Source organism: Phormidesmis sp. 146-20, assembly GCF_052939475.1.
The window spans coordinates 1-17,312 of record NZ_JBJPHT010000020.1 but is presented as its reverse complement, the minus strand read 5'-3'; the positions used below and the strand labels follow the sequence as shown (position 1 = coordinate 17,312).

Genomic DNA, 17,312 nt, shown 5'->3' with positions numbered 1-17,312 from the left:
ATCAGCGACTAGCCCCGAATTGTGATAACAGGATTTTTACATTGACTACTTTGAGGTTGACCATGAGGTATCGCGCTTTACTCGTCACACTTTTGGCACTGTGCCTGAGTGTATTAACCGCTTGCAGTGAGGCCCCGGCCGCCAGCACTGAAGCCCTGACCTACGACCAAATTAGAGGGACTGGTCTAGCCAATAGCTGCCCTCAGCTAGAAGAAACTTCGCGGGGAGCGATCGCGCTTGACAGCAGCAAGTCCTACAGCCTTACAAGTCTGTGCTTGCAGCCCACTAGTTTCTTTGTGAAAGAAGAATCGGCAAACAAGCGTAAAGAAGCTGAATTTGTTCCAACTAAGGTGATGACTCGCTACACCTCGTCGATCGATGCGGTGTCTGGCAGCCTAAAGCTGAATTCAGATGGCAGTTTGACCTTTAAGGAAGAAGATGGCCTTGACTTTCAGGCGATTACCGTTCAACTCCCCGGCGGAGAGCGGGTTCCTTTCTTGTTTACCATCAAAAGATTGGTTGCCAACAGTCAGCCTGGTCAAAGCAGCATTACGACTTCGACTGACCTCGTAGGGGAGTTTGAGGTTCCTTCTTATCGGACTTCTAACTTCTTAGATCCCAAAGGTCGTGGTTTGACCACAGGATACGACAATGCGGTTGGCCTGCCTTCTCAAGCTGACGCTGAAGAACTGAGAAAGGAGAACGTCAAGCAGTTTCAGCTAGACAAAGGCAAGATTGCTCTGAGCGTTGCTAAAATTGACAGCTCTACGGGCGAAATTGCTGGAACGTTTGAAAGTGAGCAGCCCTCTGACACAGATATGGGGTCTAAGGCTGCCAGCGATGTGAAGATTCGAGGACTGTTCTACGCACGGGTTGCACCAGCGGATCTTTAACAGCTTGCTTTAAGCTAGAAGGAAAAACGAAGGGGGGCGATCGCGCCCCTTTTTTTGCAAGCTTTTTTCATCAAAAATTCATCTCACGATTCTCTCCTAAAAGTTAAACTGGTGAGTCAATTCAAGAATCAATTTTTTCACTCAAAAGATGTAGCAAGATTTAAAGACCGCCTAAAAATAGTTTCAGTAGAAATTCAGTTGTAAGTAATTAATCTAGAGAATAAGTTTGATTTGTTACTTAACGAACGAAGTTAGCTGGCGTTAGAAATCACCTGCCTGTTTGTTGGATTAAAGTTGAAAAAATTCGCCACTTCACCAGGATAGATCTTTTAATTTTTTCTAAATTCCTGTAGCCTTCTGAAAGTAATGCTTGGGATCACAGCAGTTTTTGAATAAATCTCAGAACTGAGTCAGCACGTTTAGTAATCTGCTCTACCAACTGAATCTTCGTCATGTCGAACCTAGTCACAAGTGAATTGAGGAGTGAAAGCTTACAGCTATTACGGGAGTTTCAGAAGTCGCCATCTTCTCAGACTCGTAACCAACTGGTCGAGCTTAATTTTGGATTGGTTAGAAAAGAAGCTCATCATTGGATTCACCAATGCACCGAGAGTTATGAAGACTTGCTGCAAGTTGGCTGTATTGGGTTGATTAGAGCGATCGAGCGTTTTGATATGTCGAAGGGTCACGCCTTTAGTTCTTTCGCTATTCCCTACATTCGAGGTGAAATTCAACATTATCTGCGTGACAAAAGTCCTTCGGTTCGCATTCCTCGTCGCTGGCAGGCGCTTCAACGTCAAGCAGTCTGGGTCGCACGTGACCTACATGGAAAACTGCGCCGCAACCCAACGGATGCTGAGGTGGCTAATGCTTTAGAGATCTCTCTACCAGAGTGGCAGGAAATTAAATTAGCTTGCCAGAATCGATCGTTGCTTAGTTTAGACGCTCCGGTTGGAGATGAAGAAAACGGCACCGCTTCGCTAGGTGACATGGTGCCAGACCATCAGTATCGAAGCTTTCAACTTGCTCAAGAAGATCAAATTCGTCTACAACAGGCGCTTGTGCAGCTAGAAAAGCGAACTCAGCAGATTTTAGAGTTTGTTTTCCTTTACGATTTGACGCAAAAAGAAACGGCTGAACGATTGGGAATCAGTGCTGTAACGGTTTCTCGGCGCGTCAAAAAGGGGTTGGAGTCTCTGCAAAAACTCATGGTTGGCGGCGACGATTAGAACAAGGAAGGTGAGAGTCCGACAAGGTTAGTCTCTTGCCTTCTCCTCAAAGACTTCTGTTACTCCTGTTCTAGAGGTCGATCGTGCTACCCCAATTGAAGCTGCTTAATAGCCATTTCAACCCGTTGCCCGATCGCTTCCCAAGAATACTGATCTCGCACTAATTCGTAGGCGGACTGTGCTAACTGTTGACCCAGTTCAGGATTTGACCAAAGTTGATCAATCGCCGCTACCATACTTTCTGGATCGTCAGCGATCAGCAGGTGTTGATTGGCGATCGCGTCTAAGCCTTCAGCCCCTTTGCGAGTACTGACGACGGGACATCCTGCCGCAAACGCCTCCAAAATCTTTAAGCGAGTACCCCCGCCCTGCTGCAACGGCACCACCATCAGGCTGGCTGCACCGAGATAAGGACGCACATCAGGAACTTTGCCCGTGACAACAATCGTCGGATCGTGTTTTGCCTCAGTTTGCATTCGCTCAGTGGGACTGTGACCGACCAATAAAAGCTGACAATTAGGATACTTTTGCCGCAGTTTGGGATAAATCGACTCCAGAAGCCAGTCCACCGCCGCTATGTTGGGTGAGTAGGAGAGTTGTCCTAGAAACAAAATGCTTTGCTGTCCCTCCACTTTCAGCAATTGAGGGATCTCGGCTTCTCCTGTGCGGGCTGAGTCGTAGGAAATAACGTTAACGCCGTTAGGAATGATTGCGATCGGGGCAGTCTTCCCATACAACTCCTTCAACAGATCGGCATCTCGCTGACTACAAGCCCAAACTTGATCCACCTGTCGGGTAAAATTTCGCTCGATCGCTTTGAGTTGAGGCAGTTGACGACTGACTTTGAGACGAGTTCGTAGGGTTCGACCGGACTGAAACTTGTCGGCAAACAGAGAAGCTTCTACATTGTGTTCAACCAGAATTGTGTGACAGTTGTGCTGTTTGACGATCGCCAGATAGCGATACATCCAAACTTCTTCAAAGATCACCAAGTCGGGCTGAAAGCGAGCCAGCAACTGATCTAATTCTTGGGCGGCGGAGTCTGCGTAGGCCCAATCTGCGTCAGGATGCCCCAAAGGGCGAAGCCACCAAACTTTGCGCTGAAGCTGTTCGAGGGGTGATCGAGGTCGATCAATGTTGTAGTGACTCCACACATCAACTTTTGGCATTGACGCTTGGGTAGGCTGCCAACGACAAGCTGAAAACACTGCCACTGAGCCAAATCGGGCCATGACGTTGATGTTTTGCCAAATGCGAAGCGACAATCCCCCAATCGGTGGGTAAGGAGGATTGCGGACAATGAAAAGCGTTTTTAGAGGGGCCGTATTCACAGCAGTGAGCCTCCAACAATCGCGATATGAAAATTACTCGCTTAGTATGGACAGGGTTGTAGGCAAAGCTGCGAATATTGAACTTAGACTAGATAAAGAATCATTTCGATCGAAAGCTCACGATTGCAGCGCTTGCAAATCTTTAGACAGGACTTGTCCCCACTTTGCCGCCAGACTAACTTGAGTAAAGGGCACTTGAATAGAGTTGCCTTCAGCTAGAACGAATTCTAGAGCGATCGCTTTTCCTTTTTGGGGCGGGATGTTCACATCGATTAACTGTCCATCTACCCGCAAGTAAATTTCCTGAACATCTTTGAGAGAAAACGTTTTCAGATCAGCGGGTTCTTGTCGAGTCGGCTTTCCCCAAGTCAAGTCGCTGCCATTTTGCCCCAACACCGCATAGAGATCATATTTAGCCCGCTGAAATTTATCGGCCCAGATGCGATAGGCCTCTACTTTCTGATACTCGGTGCGCCCTGCCCAAGCCAATCCGATAAATAAAGCAAGCAAGGGCAACCAGAGAAGTCCACGTTCCATAAAAATCTTGAGTGGGAGGTCGTCCTTCATCCTATCGAGATTGTGAAGAACTGTGCGATCGTCCCCTCTGCATCCCTCGATTTATCTAACCTCTTAACTCAAAACTCTCTCCTCTGAGCTATCTTTGATCAAACACGACCACAGATAGGTGTCATGAGAAAGCTACTCATTTTGGGCTTGTTGTTTTTTGTGGGATTGGGTTGGTCGATCGCCACGTTTCAAGGATTGTCCGCACAAGGAACCTACGATCGGATCGTTCTGGACTTTCGAGAAGAAGTGGGGTCAGCGCAGATCGAAAATCAGATCCAGGCGATCGCTCAACAGTTCAACGTTCAGCCCAGTCTGAATAGTCAATTCTCAGAAGCTGACCACCTCTACACGGTCAAGGGCGACCAGAAGCTGCTCAATGCTCTAAAGCGCTCTAAAGTTGCTAAGTACACCGAATATATTGAGCCAGATTACGTCTATAGCATTCCTGAACCGAAAGGTTTTGAGAAAGTTGTCGGCAAAAATTCTCAATCGATTCAACCGACCACTCAGGCACCCAACGATCCGCTCTACAGCCAACAGTGGAATTTGCACAGCCTGGGAGTTGAAACCAGTTGGCAGGAAACCAAGGGCAGTGGGGCGACGGTTGCGGTCATTGATACTGGCATTTCTCAAGTGCCCGATCTCAAGGAGACCAAGTTTGCGGACGGATATGATTTTGTCAATGACCAAACGGATGCCAGCGATGACAATGGGCATGGAACCCACGTTGCAGGTACGATCGCTCAGTCCACCAACAATGGATTTGGCGTTGCGGGGATTGCTTACGAAGCAACCTTGATGCCGCTAAAAGTTTTGAGCGCGGGCGGCGGCGGGACGGTTGCAGACATTGCCGAAGCGATCCGGTTTGCGGCCGATCATGGGGCTGATGTAGTCAACATGAGTTTGGGCGGTGGCGGAGAAAGTTTAGTGATGCAGGAAGCGATCGACTATGCCCATAAAAAAGGCGTGGTGATCATTGGTGCGGCTGGCAATTCTGCTCAAAATTCTGCCTCTTATCCAGCCCGCTATCCCCATGTGATCGGCGTGGCTGCGCTGGATGCGTCAGGACAAAAAGCTCCCTATTCTAACTTTGGCGCAGGGGTGAATATTTCTGCTCCGGGTGGCTCCACGGCTGGGGAGAATGAATCGGGTGGAATTTTGCAGAATACGATCGACCCTTCTACCGGAGAATCTATCTTTGCGGCTTATCAAGGGACGAGCATGGCGGCTCCTCACGTCGCTGGCGTTGCGGCTCTGGTCAAAGCAGCCGGAGTCAAAGATGCAGATGAGGTTGCAGAGGTTCTAATTCAGTCAGCCAGAAAGGTACAGGATGATGAATTAAACCACTTTGGAGCAGGCAAGTTAGACGCGGCGGCGGCGGTGAAGCTGGCCCTCAAAGGCAAAATTACCTTCAACGATTTCTTCCGGTGGCTGCGGGACAATGGCTATCTCAACCCTCGGTTTTGGATCGATGGCGGCGTGATCGCGCTAGGGCCCAAAGTTCTCATGATGTTGGGGTCTTATCTGCTGGCGTTCTTTTTGAGAAACTACTTTCCGTTTACCTGGAGTTGGTCGATGGCGAGTGGGCTGGTGGCTGGGAGTTCGGGGCTGTTCTTTCTCAAAGGCTTTTACCTGTTCGATGCGCCTCAATTTCCGATGCGGATTCTCGGTAGCTCTCTGCCGGAGTTGGGGAGCGCAGTTCAGGGTAGTGGTGTGTTGAACCCGATTACCGCGAGTGTGCTGATTCCTTTAGGTCTGGTGGTTTTGCTCTTGGGTCATGCTCAGTGGAAATGGTTTGCGATCGGCTCCACGTTGGGCGTTTCTGCTTGTCTTGCGGTGAGTGCGGCGATCGATCCTCAACTGCTGTGGCTGGGAGACGGTACGATCGCTCGTCTGTTCCTGATCGTCAATGCCTTGCTATGCTTTGGGTTAGCTCGTCTTGCCAGCAAACCAGAGGAGAAATTTTCATGAGCATCACCGTTAAAGGCACGATCGATCGCAAAGGATTTGGCACAGGCACCTGGGCGATCGATGCCGAAGAAGGGCAAACTTACGAACTGCACAAGCCACCCAAAGACATTCAAAAAGCGGGTCTGAAGGTGAAACTAGAGGGCGACATTCGAGAAGATGTGATGACGATCGCGATGATCGGCCCAGTTTTAGAAGTGAAGAAGTTTGAGCTAATCAAGTAGTCAGCCTTCAAACCAAAGAATCTGGGGCGTGAGGTGGTTTCTGCAAAAGAATCTACGGCGCTGCTGATTGAATGACTCTGTGAGTGTTGACGATCCTTTCGCCCCCTAAATCTCCCCAATTCTGGGGGACTTTGATTTCAGAAGGTTCTAGCGTTGGGGTAGAGGGTAAAGTCTCTCTTGGAAATGCCCCGTTCAAATCTTCATCTCAGGAAGGGGGGACGACGAATATCAGAGGGTTTGGTTTTGACGACTTCGCCGATAAAGCGTTTGAGGGCCTTTTCTCGATTTTTCATGAAGGCCGCCCAAAAGCCAGGGTGAAACTCCTCCATCGTCTTCGCCAAGGCCCAAACGTCTACAGCCAGGATGTTGTACAGCGTTTCGTCTTCTTTTCTAAGCGATTTGATCTGGTCAGACACCGATTTTTTGGCGGGAACCCGATGACCTTCGTTATTCAACACAGGAGATGCTCCAGGCTAGAGATGAGACAATGATGATACTGAAATTTCTTCGTCCATCATAGTCGTTTTTGATACCTCACTGGGGAAATTGGGCGACTCATTACGGGTGACTCGAAGCGTCGCTTCCGTTTTGTGCAAGTGGGACTAAAAAGCGGCGGCGTTCCTGTGATATTTAAGGTGAGAGATCTGGAAAATGGAGCAATGCTCAACTGTCGCCAATACTTGCCCCAGAAACAGGGATAATTAAATCTGAGAGCGTTCTAAATTCAGAAGATTACTCCTATGTTCCGTCGAATTTCTCTGGCAGTTTTGGGCTTGTCTGTAGGTGGCGTGATCACGATCGTGGGTTTCACAGCTTACTTTCTAGACTATGCCACCCTCAATCTTGCAGGCTTTTTTTACGGCATTCCCTTGTTGCTGGGAGGTTTGGCGCTCAAGGCTTCTGAGTTGGAACCAGTCCCCGTTACTAAGCCGACTTCTCCAGAGGTCAAGGCGCTACAAACTCAGCAAGCCACGCCTACCCAAAAGCAAATTTTCAAGGATGTGACTCGGTTTCGCTATGGTCAGGAGGCGCATTTAGACTTGGCACTTGAGCGTTTGGGCTTGAGTCCGACTGATCAGGAGCGTCCTGTTTTGAAGGGGATTCGGGAAGAGAGCCTGGATGGGGCGTATGCGCTGGTTTTGGAGTTTGATTCGCCGCTGATTCCGTTTGAGACTTGGCAAGAAAAGCAAGCTAAATTGACGACTTTCTTTGGCCCTGGTCTTCAAGTCAAGGTCGAGAGCCACGCAGAAGACAAGGTAGAAATGGCGATGATTGCGACTCCTGAGACAGCAAGTTGAGGTGACTGGAGAGAGGCGATCGTTTTCTCGGTGGGGGAGGCGATCGCATCAACTCCTTAGACGTTCGGATGCAGAAGAACTTCATACATCGGAGCGAAGGGTTTTCCAGGAGGTGTAAAGGGTTTTTTGGGTTGCCTGGTTTTGTTTAACTCGCTCTAGTAATCCAGGAATTGCCAACAGTTCTTGAGTTGCAGCTTCGCTTTCGGCGTTTGTCACATCAAGTTGGCTTTTCAACTCTGCTACTGATGAACCGATCGCCGTATCCGTATCCTCTATTGGGGAATCATTCATAATTTGTGAGTTACCTTCGATCTGCTGGTTGATGGCGATCGCCATACCACCGTTGATTGATTGAACACATTCCTATCTTACAAAATCAGCCAATAGAAGACGTTCAAAGCCTCTGTACATCATTAATGATTTCACGCTGGCTCAACCTTGAACACCAACAGAACAAGCTTTAAATTGCATCCCAACCGATGACTCAGGCAGCATAATGGTTAAAGTAAGCGGCGGCGCGTAACCCCGAAACGAAGCACAAAAAACTTTACACCGATCGCTCCGCGTTGTTATGCCGCCGCAATGCATCTTGACTAATCTGAAACAACTTGGCTCTTTGCTTTAGCGACTCGTCTCCCCCAAGGCTTCAGAACTGAAATTCCAATGATGACAAAGAGAAAGAGAACTTGAATAATCGTTCCGAGCAACACGCCTTTAGCATCAAACTCGTAGAGCGGATTGTCAAGGGCTTGTAATCCCTCTTGCCCAGAAAGTCTAGCAGCAACATTGCCCCACGGAAACAGCCAGAACGTACCAAAAATGACCAACCCAGTCGTCAACACCCACTTTGTAATCACCCAGTAAAACTTGGTAAAGCCATAATTTGTCACCCAACAAAGCAATGTGGCTGTCACGACCGAGCCAATGGCGGAGGGAATCACAATCCAGTCATCAAGCAGAGTAATTGCAGAATCAAGCGTATGCAATACTTCTGCATGGGTCGAATGTGTATTCCTTAGTGATAAAAGAAACATACTCAAAACGGCTCCTGTCCACAAAGTAGCAAACCCAACGTGTGCTGAAAGTAGCCAGTTTTTTTGATTGACGCTCAGTTTCGGCATTTTTCCTCCTAGATTGTTGCAACTGAAAGTCGTAAAGATCTAAATCTGCATGAAGTCACATCAAGCAAGAAGATCAATACATGAATAATCAATATATTAAGTAACTTCTAAAAGATCAACATCAAAGTGCTGCTGTTACTAGAGAAAATTCTCAACAATTTGATCGAGAAGCCTCAAAACAGTTTCCTGCTCTGCTTCAGACATATTATTTGTTGCCCTCTTTATCGTCTCTGCGCCAAGTGGCGGTAGCGCCTTCATAAGCTGCTTTCCTTCATCCGTCAGCCAGACTCGAACAATCCGACGGTCATTAGAGTCGCGTTCTCGGTAGACGAGGTTACGATCCTCCATGCGATCCACAACTCCGGTCAGCGTCGCGCCTAACTGCTTCAATTTGTCGGCAATTCCTGTCGTTGAGAGTCCGTTTTCCTCCCACAAACAACATAAGACAAGGTAGTGAAACGGAGTCAGACCATAAGGTTCAAGACGCTCTAAAAAATCGCGGTACATCAGTTGAGAAGCAAGTTTTAGCTTGTATCCCAAGTTGTAAGGAGCTAGAGCGTACCGCCATTGTTGAAGGAACTCTGCATTGGGGGATGAACCAGGCATTTAATTTGGAGGGGTCTGCTTAAGCAGATAGTTAATGCGTTAACTATTCTACGATGCTCATTGAGCCAACTTCTCTCAGACTACAGCCTACCATCGGACTATCAGCCGATCGCTTGATAAAGCGTATCCCGTTGTTGAGAAGGTCGATCGAGACTGGCGATCGCTTCCTTCAAATCTTCGACTTCCATACAGGTGCCGCCTTTTGCGCCCGCCATCGTAGTGATATGCTCTTCCATCAGAGTGCCGCCGATGTCATTGCAGCCCCATTTGAGCGCTTCGATCGCCCCTGGCAGTCCCAGTTTGACCCAGCTTGGCTGATGGTTGGGAATCCAGTGACCTAGAAAAATCCGGGCGACGGCCGTGAGTAATAGCGCATCTGAGAGAACGGGCTGATCGCGTCCGACTCGACGACGTAGCGGTTTGGGCGCTTCTTGACCGACAAAAGGCAGCAAAATAAATTCGGTAATGCCCGTGTAGCCGTGAGATTTGGCAGACTGTTGGAGCGATCGCAGTTGTTCAAAGTGTCGAATCTGCTGCTCTGGAGTTTCGATATGTCCCGAAAGCATCGTGCTGGTGGTGGGCAACCCTTGCTGATGCGTGGTGCTGACGACTTCGAGCCAGGTTTCGCTATTGATTTTTTCGGGGCAAAGCACCTTTCTCACCTGGTCGTCGAGAACTTCGGCCGCCGTTCCGGGCATCGAGCCAACGCCTGCATCTCGGAGCGCTGCGATCACTTCCGTATAGGTCAGACCATCTTCTCTGGCAATAAACTGCACTTCTTGAGGCGAGAAAGCATGAAGGTGCAAATTGGGAAATTTGGTCTTGATCGTCTCGATCAGTTTCAGATAATAAGGCAGCATGGTTCCGTTTAGCGTTGCCTGCGGATTTAAGCCGCCCTGCATACAGATTTCTGTCGCGCCTTGCCTCACGCCATCTGTTGCCTTTTCTAAAATCTGTGCCCAGTCGAGCCAATACGCGCCTTCATCCCCGCTGTCTCGCCGAAACGCGCAAAAACTGCAATGCTGCTCACAGATATTCGTGAAGTTGATATTCCGATTGACCACATAGGTCACGGTTTCGCCAGATTGCTGTTGTCTGAGTCGATCGGCCGCCTGACGAATTTGTTCGATCGGCTCCGCCTCCGTCTGCCTCAAAAGCGTCACTCCTTCCTCAACCGAGAGATCACCCCCCGCCAACGCCCGTTCCAAAATCCTTTCAACCACGTCTTTTATCCCTTATCCTTCCCCTGGCGCTCCTAACATGCGTAGGACACGATCGACATCATCCAAATCTCCCACAATCCGCCGCACCGGGCGAGGATAGACCTTCACTAGAGTGGGCGTTGCCGAAACCTGATCAGATTCTGCCTGTTCGGGATGTCTGAAGATGTCGATTACCTTTAGTGTATAAGGAGAGCCAAGGGATTCCTCAAGCAATTGGTGCAGGCTTTGGAGAATTCGCTGCGTTGCAGGACTGTAGCCCGACACAAACAACCGCAAAACATAGCCCTGAGTGTAAGGCTGTGGAAATAGCCCAGACGAAGTTTGAGACGGGTTGACCTGGGTGGAAGGGTGCCCTTCGAGCCGGACGACGAGATCGTGATTCTCCCAGAGTTGGGGAAACTGATGGCGATAGGTGGCCAGTAAAGCTGGCTCACACAATCCTTCGGGGAGGGGTGCAACCTGCCAATTGACTTGCTCTGATTCAAACACTGCATTCAATAACGCTCGATAGCGAAAGACAGCGGGGTAAGCTTCGGCAAAGGTTCTTACCTGTTGAGATTTTGAATCAAACCAGCGATCGAGGGTTGCTGTATAGCAAGGCACCAAAAAATGGGGTGGTTCTGATAGTTCCAAAATTTCTTGAAGGGCCGCGCACAAGTTGAGGTGCCATCGTCCTTGTTTGCCGGGGTCAATGCAGTACACCAAATCTCCACCGGGCGTAAACAGAGCGATGCCTTTAAAAATGGATGGAATGGAACGCCTGAGATGAGGGTTCAAGGGCGGCTGAAGAAATTAGATAGATTCAATGTCTCACACAACGAAAGTCTAATCTATTCCTCCTCAGAAAGGGATGATTCTAGAATCACCACAAAATCAACTGCGCTGCCGGATTAAAAAATTGCCGACATAGCCCTTGAGTGATCAAAACTGTGGTTAATAGGGTTGAGAACGCCAACATGAATAGAATCAAAACCTGATAAGCCGTCGCTTGAATCGGGTCTGCGCCTCCCAATAGCTGTCCAGAGATGAGATCAGGAACCGTTGCGAGGCCGACGATCGCCATCGAATTCAGAGTCGGCAACACGCCCGATCGAATCGCCTCTCGACGATAGTGAGAAACCGCTTGCTGAGGAGTCGCTCCCAAACTTAAGTGAGTCTCAATTTCTAGCTTGCTGGAATTTAAGGTATTGACGAGTCGTTCTCCCGCGATCGCCGCTCCATTCATCGCATTGCCCAAAATAATCCCAGTTAGCGGAATAATCACCTGGGGCGCATACCAGACTTCGGGCTGCACAATCAAAAAGTTGGCGTATCCCACTGTCAGAGCCACACTCACCAACAGCGACCCCCCGATTAACGGCACCAACTGCGGAATTTTTTGGCTGATCCGATTGCGAGTGACGATCGTGACCACTACACCCATCGCCAGCAAAAACACCAAAACAGCCCAGGGACTATTGAGCGCAAACACGACCGCGATCAAGTAGCCGACCACGACGAGTTGAGCGATCGTGCGACCTGTTGCCACAATCAAGTTGCCTTCGAGTCCGAGTTTTTGCCAGATAGAAAGGGCGATCGCCGCCACGATCAGACCGATCGCCAGCAAGAGTTGAATGGGTGAGTTCATAGAGTCTCGATGAGAACGTGATTAGCCTTTTACGCCGCTGCCTGATTCGGTGGGGACGATGTAGTGTTGGGCGACGAGAAAGAATAGAAGAATGGGGGCGATCGAGATCACCGATCCGGCTGCAATTAGTCGCCAATCGAGGGTGAAGGTTCCCGCCAGGTTAGCAACGCCCAACGGTAGGGTGTAAAGTTCGGGACGATCCAGCACGATCAACGGCCACAAAAAGTCGCTCCAGGAACCGATAAAGACAAAGATTGCCAGCGTCACCAAAGCCGGACGAATTGAGGGAATCATCACATGCCACCATATCCCCAACTCGGTGCAGCCATCCATTCGAGCCGCTTCTTCAAGTTCTTTGGGCACCCCCTGAAAGGCCTGTCTAAGCAGAAAGATGCCAAATGCTGAAGCGATCGCTGGAAAGATCACGCCCAGATACGTATTTCTCAACCCCAACTGTACTGCCAACACATATAGGGGAATCATCACAATTTGAAATGGAATCAAAATCGTAGAAACAATCAAACTAAAGATAACTTCTCGACCTCGAAACGTTAATCTCGCCAACGGATAAGCAGCCAGCGAACAGAACAGCAAATTTAACACCACCGTCAACACAGAGACGACCGTACTGTTAAACAAATATTGCCCAAACGGATTACTCTGCCAAACCGTCACAAAATTCTCAAACGTCGGCTGACTGGGAATCAACTGAGGCGGAAACTGAAAGATATTCTCACTCGGAGACTTGAGCGACGTACTGACCAGCCAGATAAGGGGAATGAGCATCACCAGCGCGATCGCCCCCAACACCGCATAAAGGGAGAGCGATCGCCAAAATTGAGAAGTTCGACGCATAGCGGCAGCAAATCAGGGGTGGATTGATCTTACCGATATTTTGCGTGTGACTTCCCTGATCCGTGGCTTATTTGGTGGCGACGACGGCCAGATTCCAGGCAAACCGTTTGACGAGGGGCAGCTTTTTGAGCGAGCGATCGAGCTTTTCTAATCTCAGATAGGTTTTCTCCAGGCGCTTTTGTTCGACGATGATTTTTTTCCAGTAGCGCTCCTCGTTGGGATTGACTTTCTCGATCAGATAGAACTGCAAGAAAATCCACAGCGTCGCGATCCAAAAGGTGTCATAGCTGGTTTGAGAGTAGAGCGATCGAATGTAGTTGACCAGATCGATATCCAGGGGCGTTTCGTCCTCGGTTCTGACTTTGGTGGCGATGCGTCGATAGACGTTGATTACGGGATTGTGCTTGAGCGGGTCCCAAAAACAGGCTTTGCCCCCTGGCTTGAGAACGCGGTGCATTTCTTTGAGAGTCAGACGCGGATCGGGAATGTGGTGCAGCAGATTGGAGGCGTAAATGATATCAAACGTGTTGTCAGGAGAGTCGATCGCCATTGCATTAATCGTTCGTCCCTCGACCTTGACGTGATTAGCTTCAGCCAGCTTTAAGGCAACCTCCACCATCCCAGGAGAATAGTCAGTCGCCACACAGTTTGCGCCCAGTTTTGCAAAGTAGACGCTGTTTTCACCCGCGCCACAGCCCAAATCGAGTAAATATTTGCCGCGCACATCGCCAAGCTGTCGGAGAATAAAGCGATTTTCGGGAGCCGTACAAGCCTCAAAGTAATCAGCGACTCGAATGCCATCTACCTCGATCGTGCTGGCCCACTGATCATGAAAGTCTTGCTCTTTACGTAAAACATCGTCTTGCATAGGCTTCAAAAATAAAGGGCAGACAATTGAATATCTACCCCACAAAATATCATTGATGTCTCCAAATTTGTGATGCGCCGCAAGGAATGGCTACCAAGTTTTTCCCATGACCAATGACCTACGACCTGAGTTGCATTCGGGGCAAAATCATGAACTCTTACGCACCGATCGCTTCTTCGGCTCCACACTCACCCTGAGTCGGGCTAATACATTTTCCACTCCTCTATGCGCCTGGGTCAGATGAATCGGGTCGTTCATCATAACAAAAAGAAAATTCCCAGCCAACAGCATGGACTCGATTTCAAAAACCGCCTGATCAACGTCCGTGTTGGGATCTATCTCTCCCAAGTCCTGCGCCTCAAGAATGCACTGCCTCAATAAGGTCAGCCAATTGCCCAATACCTCAACGACTCGATCGCGCGCCGCACCAGGACGGGTGCCAAGTTCCGCAGCGACTGAGGCAAAAAAACATCCACCCGGAAAAACTCTGCGTTCGAGATGTGAAAGAAATGAACTCGCTAATGTCTTGAGCCGCTCTGTTCCAGCTTGCGCCCTCGTTGCAGGCTGAAGCACGTCATTCTCAAAAATTGTGGCTGCCGTTTCGATCGTCGCCAACTCTAATTCTTCCTTAGATTTGAAGTGCGCGTAGAGTCCACTTTTGCTCATCCCAATTTCGGTAGCCAGGTCTCCAAGCGATAAGCTAGTTAATCCCTTCGTGGTTGCCAGCCTGGCCGCTGTGAGCAGAATAGTGGCACGACTAGACTGCCCCTTCGAGCGAATGGGTTGATTGCCTTCTGAGCTGCCTTCTGAACTGATAGTGGATAACAAATCAACGTTCATAACATAAAGTAACATTCGTATATTGACAATAGCACGAACGGTCGTCATAATCGAGACAAGTAAAAGAACGAACGGTCGTTTTTATATGCTGCTCTTTACAACAGTTCCAACCTATAAACTGGAGAAAAGCTATGCCTTTAGTGAATGTGAAACTGATAGAAGGCGTTTTTACGTCATCGCAAAAACAGGACATGATCCGCAAACTGACTGACACGATGGTGTCGATCGAAGGTGAGAACATGCGCCCCGTGACGTGGGTGGTAATCGAAGAGGTTAAGAGCGGCGACTGGGGAGTGGGTGGCAATCCCCTCACAACTCATGATGTGCAGGCACTTGCAGCGGGCAAATCCAAAGTCAATGACTAACCCCTGCGTTACAGTAAACCCGACCATCTCGTCGTTACGATTGCAAACGTCACCTCCCGTGAGTCGGGTTGCTGGAATTAAAACTAAATAACACCGAATTTTGTCGGTTGGGTAGAGATTTACGAACCCCAACGATCGCTGGGGTATTAAGTTTCATACTTCAACCCAACCGCAAAGTTATTTAATTTGCGACCCTTAGACCTGCCCCTGAGTCGAGACGGCTTCGGAATTCTCAACAGGTTGCAGCGCCGCATACAAACGATTGAGCGCATTGACATAAGCCTGAGCCGACGCGACGATAATGTCGGTATTGCCTGCGTGACCTGAGAAAATGCGATCGCCATACTTAATCCGAATTGTCACCTCGCCGATCGCATCAATGCCTGCTGTGACAGACTGCACCGAAAATTCAATCAACTGATTGGGCACATTGATCACCCGATTGATCGCTTTATAAACGGCATCCACGGGCCCGGTTCCCGTAGCAGCATCGATCAGTTCTTCGCCTTCAGGCGTTCGCAGACTCACCGTTGCCGTCGGAAAGGCGCGATCGCCACAAGACACCTGCACCATTTCCAATTTGAACAGTTCGGGAACTTGTTGAACTTCGTCGTTGGCGATCGATTCCAGATCCCAATCGGTGACTTCTTTTTTCTTGTCGGCCAGTTCTTTAAAGCGCAAAAAGGCTTTATTCAACTCGTTGTCAGACAAATCAAAGCCCAATTCCTTGAGCCGAGTGCGGAAAGCGTTGCGCCCAGAGTGCTTGCCCAAGATAATTTGATTGCTCGTCAAGCCGATCGACTGAGCATCCATAATCTCGTAGGTTTGCTTGTTTTTGAGCATTCCATCCTGATGAATGCCCGACTCGTGCGCGAAGGCGTTGGCACCGACGATCGCTTTATTCGGCTGCACCAGCATTCCGGTCAGATTGGACACCAGCCGCGACGTTTTGTAGATCTCCTGGGTGTTGATGTTGGTCAGAGGCGCTTCGGACTCAACAGGACGACCTAAAAAGGGATTGAAGTATTGACGACGAACATGCAGCGCCATCACCAATTCTTCGAGAGCAGCGTTTCCGGCTCGTTCGCCAATACCGTTGATCGTGCATTCCAACTGTCTCGCGCCGTTTTTGACCGCTTCTAAGAAACAGGCCACTGCTAACCCCAAATCGTTGTGACCGTGAACGGAAATGATCGCCTGATCGACATTGGGAACGTTTTCACGAATGCCGCGAATCATGTCGCCAAACTCACTCGGAGTCATATAGCCCACCGTATCGGGAATGTTGATCGTCTTGGCCCCAACGGCGATCGCCCGCTCCAACACTTGATAGAGAAACTGAGGATCAGATCGCGCTGCATCCATTGGTGAAAACTCAACATCATCGACAAAAGATTTGGCATAAGCGACCATTTCTTCGGCGATTTCTAGCACTTGCGATCGAGACTTTTTCAACTGATATTCCAGATGAATGTCTGAGGTGGAAATAAAGGTGTGAATTCGCGGATGGGCGGCGGGTTTGAGCGCTTCGGCGGCCGCTTTGATGTCAGCGGGAATTGCGCGTGCCAAACTGCAAATGATCGGCCCATCCTCAGTCCCGACGGTTTGGGCGATCCGTTCGACGGCTTCAAAATCTCCAGGACTGGCGTAGGCAAACCCCGCTTCGATCACGTCCACTCCAAGTCGTGCCAGTTGCCGAGCGATCGCCAGCTTTTCATCCACATTGAGCGTTGCGCCAGGGCACTGTTCACCGTCGCGCAAGGTGGTATCGAAAATGATGATCCGGTCTGGAGATGGAACGTTCATAGATCGAATAAGTTTGGTAGTAAGAATTTTGTGGCAGTTGCGCCATTCCAACTATTCTAGTACCCGCCTTTTGACATTAAACCGTCAGCTTTGGAATTGTTGAAGAGGAGACAGAGGTGATTATCTCAATGATTCTCTCTGAGTAAACGTTTAGACTCAACCAGATATCCCCGAACGAGTGGCTCTGACGCGCTATCAGGGTGCCTTTCAAGACCTTGGACGCAGCGTAAAAATCTTTTATGGCTTCTTATGGATCAACTCGTTAACGAGGCTTATTAACGAAAAGAGGTCGATCTTGATAATATGGTGTTGCAAACAATTCAGTATTAGCGGAACCGATAACAATGGTCAGAGGGATTAGAGCGGGTCAATATGTGGAACAGATGAGAGGATACAAGGCTTTCATCCCTAACCCACTACCGCCCATTCCTGAAGTCACCGAGATTTTGCGGAAAGCCCCGCTCCTTGAGGACGGGGATGCAGAGCAACGG

General features: G+C 49.3%; 19 protein-coding genes. 6 read left to right on the top strand and 13 right to left on the bottom strand.

What is annotated here, in order from left to right:
• The first annotated feature begins 62 nt into the window (after positions 1–62).
• Both psbO and ACKFKH_RS16780 read left to right on the top strand, forming a co-directional pair.
• Positions 63–893, top strand: coding sequence for a photosystem II manganese-stabilizing polypeptide (gene psbO / locus ACKFKH_RS16785; protein WP_446859470.1), 831 nt, complete (start codon positions 63–65; stop codon positions 891–893).
• 452 nt (positions 894–1,345) lie between these two features.
• Positions 1,346–2,122, top strand: a complete 777-nt coding sequence (locus ACKFKH_RS16780) for an RNA polymerase sigma factor SigF (RefSeq protein WP_446859469.1) — start codon at positions 1,346–1,348, stop codon at positions 2,120–2,122.
• A gap of 86 nt (positions 2,123–2,208) precedes the next feature.
• Here the strand turns inward: ACKFKH_RS16780 and ACKFKH_RS16775 are convergent, their stop codons facing one another.
• Together ACKFKH_RS16775 and ACKFKH_RS16770 are read right to left on the bottom strand one after the other, a co-directional pair.
• Positions 2,209–3,453 (bottom strand): glycosyltransferase family 4 protein, encoded by a 1,245-nt coding sequence (locus ACKFKH_RS16775; RefSeq protein WP_446859468.1) that lies wholly within the window; start codon positions 3,451–3,453, stop codon positions 2,209–2,211.
• 117 nt (positions 3,454–3,570) lie between these two features.
• Entirely contained in the window at positions 3,571–3,990 is a 420-nt protein-coding gene (locus ACKFKH_RS16770; protein ID WP_446859467.1) for a hypothetical protein, read from the bottom strand.
• Positions 3,991–4,143: 153 nt separating this feature from the next.
• On the opposite strand from ACKFKH_RS16770, the gene ACKFKH_RS16765 reads away from it, so the two are divergent.
• Positions 4,144–5,991, top strand: a complete 1,848-nt coding sequence (locus ACKFKH_RS16765; RefSeq protein WP_446859466.1) for a DUF5942 domain-containing protein — start codon at positions 4,144–4,146, stop codon at positions 5,989–5,991.
• Positions 5,988–6,212, top strand: a complete 225-nt coding sequence (locus ACKFKH_RS16760) for a hypothetical protein (RefSeq protein ID WP_446859465.1) — start codon at positions 5,988–5,990, stop codon at positions 6,210–6,212. Before ACKFKH_RS16765 ends, ACKFKH_RS16760 begins: the two co-directional genes overlap by 4 nt.
• Before the next feature lie 200 nt (positions 6,213–6,412).
• Here ACKFKH_RS16760 and ACKFKH_RS16755 read toward each other — a convergent pair whose 3' ends face one another.
• Positions 6,413–6,670 carry a hypothetical protein gene (locus tag ACKFKH_RS16755; RefSeq protein WP_446859464.1) on the bottom strand — a complete coding sequence of 86 codons (258 nt, stop codon included), beginning with the start codon at positions 6,668–6,670 and terminating at the stop codon, positions 6,413–6,415.
• A 282-nt stretch (positions 6,671–6,952) separates the two neighbouring features.
• On the opposite strand from ACKFKH_RS16755, the gene ACKFKH_RS16750 reads away from it, so the two are divergent.
• The gene (locus ACKFKH_RS16750; RefSeq protein WP_446859463.1) at positions 6,953–7,510 is read left to right on the top strand and encodes a DUF2854 domain-containing protein; all 558 of its coding nucleotides are present in this window, start codon (positions 6,953–6,955) and stop codon (positions 7,508–7,510) included.
• Between the two features lie 81 nt (positions 7,511–7,591).
• Here the strand turns inward: ACKFKH_RS16750 and ACKFKH_RS16745 are convergent, their stop codons facing one another.
• From ACKFKH_RS16745 to ACKFKH_RS16705, 9 genes are all read right to left on the bottom strand, one after another.
• A complete protein-coding gene (locus ACKFKH_RS16745) occupies positions 7,592–7,846 on the bottom strand; it encodes a hypothetical protein (RefSeq protein WP_446859462.1) in 255 nt (84 codons plus the stop codon).
• Between the two features lie 257 nt (positions 7,847–8,103).
• Positions 8,104–8,631 carry a hypothetical protein gene (locus ACKFKH_RS16740; protein WP_446859461.1) on the bottom strand — a complete coding sequence of 176 codons (528 nt, stop codon included), beginning with the start codon at positions 8,629–8,631 and terminating at the stop codon, positions 8,104–8,106.
• Between the two features lie 138 nt (positions 8,632–8,769).
• The gene (locus ACKFKH_RS16735; RefSeq protein WP_446859460.1) at positions 8,770–9,237 is read right to left on the bottom strand and encodes a MarR family winged helix-turn-helix transcriptional regulator; all 468 of its coding nucleotides are present in this window, start codon (positions 9,235–9,237) and stop codon (positions 8,770–8,772) included.
• 101 nt (positions 9,238–9,338) lie between these two features.
• Positions 9,339–10,460, bottom strand: coding sequence for a 7,8-didemethyl-8-hydroxy-5-deazariboflavin synthase subunit CofH (cofH, locus tag ACKFKH_RS16730; protein ID WP_446859459.1), 1,122 nt, complete (start codon positions 10,458–10,460; stop codon positions 9,339–9,341).
• A 12-nt stretch (positions 10,461–10,472) separates the two neighbouring features.
• Positions 10,473–11,237, bottom strand: coding sequence for a circadian clock KaiB family protein (locus ACKFKH_RS16725; protein WP_446859458.1), 765 nt, complete (start codon positions 11,235–11,237; stop codon positions 10,473–10,475).
• An 85-nt stretch (positions 11,238–11,322) separates the two neighbouring features.
• A complete protein-coding gene (locus tag ACKFKH_RS16720) occupies positions 11,323–12,087 on the bottom strand; it encodes an ABC transporter permease (RefSeq protein ID WP_446859457.1) in 765 nt (254 codons plus the stop codon).
• 21 nt (positions 12,088–12,108) lie between these two features.
• Positions 12,109–12,942, bottom strand: a complete 834-nt coding sequence (locus tag ACKFKH_RS16715; protein ID WP_446859456.1) for a carbohydrate ABC transporter permease — start codon at positions 12,940–12,942, stop codon at positions 12,109–12,111.
• A 67-nt stretch (positions 12,943–13,009) separates the two neighbouring features.
• A complete protein-coding gene (locus ACKFKH_RS16710) occupies positions 13,010–13,810 on the bottom strand; it encodes a class I SAM-dependent methyltransferase (protein ID WP_446859455.1) in 801 nt (266 codons plus the stop codon).
• A gap of 147 nt (positions 13,811–13,957) precedes the next feature.
• Positions 13,958–14,650, bottom strand: a complete 693-nt coding sequence (locus ACKFKH_RS16705; protein WP_446859454.1) for a TetR/AcrR family transcriptional regulator — start codon at positions 14,648–14,650, stop codon at positions 13,958–13,960.
• A gap of 131 nt (positions 14,651–14,781) precedes the next feature.
• Here ACKFKH_RS16705 and ACKFKH_RS16700 point away from each other — a divergent pair, with 131 nt between their 5' ends.
• Positions 14,782–15,015 (top strand): tautomerase family protein, encoded by a 234-nt coding sequence (locus ACKFKH_RS16700; protein ID WP_446859453.1) that lies wholly within the window; start codon positions 14,782–14,784, stop codon positions 15,013–15,015.
• Positions 15,016–15,210: 195 nt separating this feature from the next.
• Here ACKFKH_RS16700 and ACKFKH_RS16695 read toward each other — a convergent pair whose 3' ends face one another.
• Positions 15,211–16,821 carry a 2-isopropylmalate synthase gene (locus tag ACKFKH_RS16695; protein ID WP_446859452.1) on the bottom strand — a complete coding sequence of 537 codons (1,611 nt, stop codon included), beginning with the start codon at positions 16,819–16,821 and terminating at the stop codon, positions 15,211–15,213.
• Positions 16,822–17,312: the final 491 nt, after the last annotated feature.

Bases quoted from the DNA above. Each gene is read 5' to 3' on its own strand.
- psbO (WP_446859470.1), top strand. From the start codon at position 63: ATGAGGTATCGCGCTTTACTCGTCACACTTTTGGCACTGTGCCTGAGT.
- ACKFKH_RS16780 (WP_446859469.1), top strand. From the start codon at position 1,346: ATGTCGAACCTAGTCACAAGTGAATTGAGGAGTGAAAGCTTACAGCTA.
- ACKFKH_RS16770 (WP_446859467.1), bottom strand. From the start codon at position 3,990: ATGGAACGTGGACTTCTCTGGTTGCCCTTGCTTGCTTTATTTATCGGA.
- ACKFKH_RS16765 (WP_446859466.1), top strand. From the start codon at position 4,144: ATGAGAAAGCTACTCATTTTGGGCTTGTTGTTTTTTGTGGGATTGGGT.
- ACKFKH_RS16760 (WP_446859465.1), top strand. From the start codon at position 5,988: ATGAGCATCACCGTTAAAGGCACGATCGATCGCAAAGGATTTGGCACA.
- ACKFKH_RS16750 (WP_446859463.1), top strand. From the start codon at position 6,953: ATGTTCCGTCGAATTTCTCTGGCAGTTTTGGGCTTGTCTGTAGGTGGC.
- ACKFKH_RS16745 (WP_446859462.1), bottom strand. From the start codon at position 7,846: ATGGCGATCGCCATCAACCAGCAGATCGAAGGTAACTCACAAATTATG.
- ACKFKH_RS16740 (WP_446859461.1), bottom strand. From the start codon at position 8,631: ATGCCGAAACTGAGCGTCAATCAAAAAAACTGGCTACTTTCAGCACAC.
- ACKFKH_RS16735 (WP_446859460.1), bottom strand. From the start codon at position 9,237: ATGCCTGGTTCATCCCCCAATGCAGAGTTCCTTCAACAATGGCGGTAC.
- ACKFKH_RS16720 (WP_446859457.1), bottom strand. From the start codon at position 12,087: ATGAACTCACCCATTCAACTCTTGCTGGCGATCGGTCTGATCGTGGCG.
- ACKFKH_RS16715 (WP_446859456.1), bottom strand. From the start codon at position 12,942: ATGCGTCGAACTTCTCAATTTTGGCGATCGCTCTCCCTTTATGCGGTG.
- ACKFKH_RS16710 (WP_446859455.1), bottom strand. From the start codon at position 13,810: ATGCAAGACGATGTTTTACGTAAAGAGCAAGACTTTCATGATCAGTGG.
- ACKFKH_RS16705 (WP_446859454.1), bottom strand. From the start codon at position 14,650: ATGAACGTTGATTTGTTATCCACTATCAGTTCAGAAGGCAGCTCAGAA.
- ACKFKH_RS16700 (WP_446859453.1), top strand. From the start codon at position 14,782: ATGCCTTTAGTGAATGTGAAACTGATAGAAGGCGTTTTTACGTCATCG.
- ACKFKH_RS16695 (WP_446859452.1), bottom strand. From the start codon at position 16,821: ATGAACGTTCCATCTCCAGACCGGATCATCATTTTCGATACCACCTTG.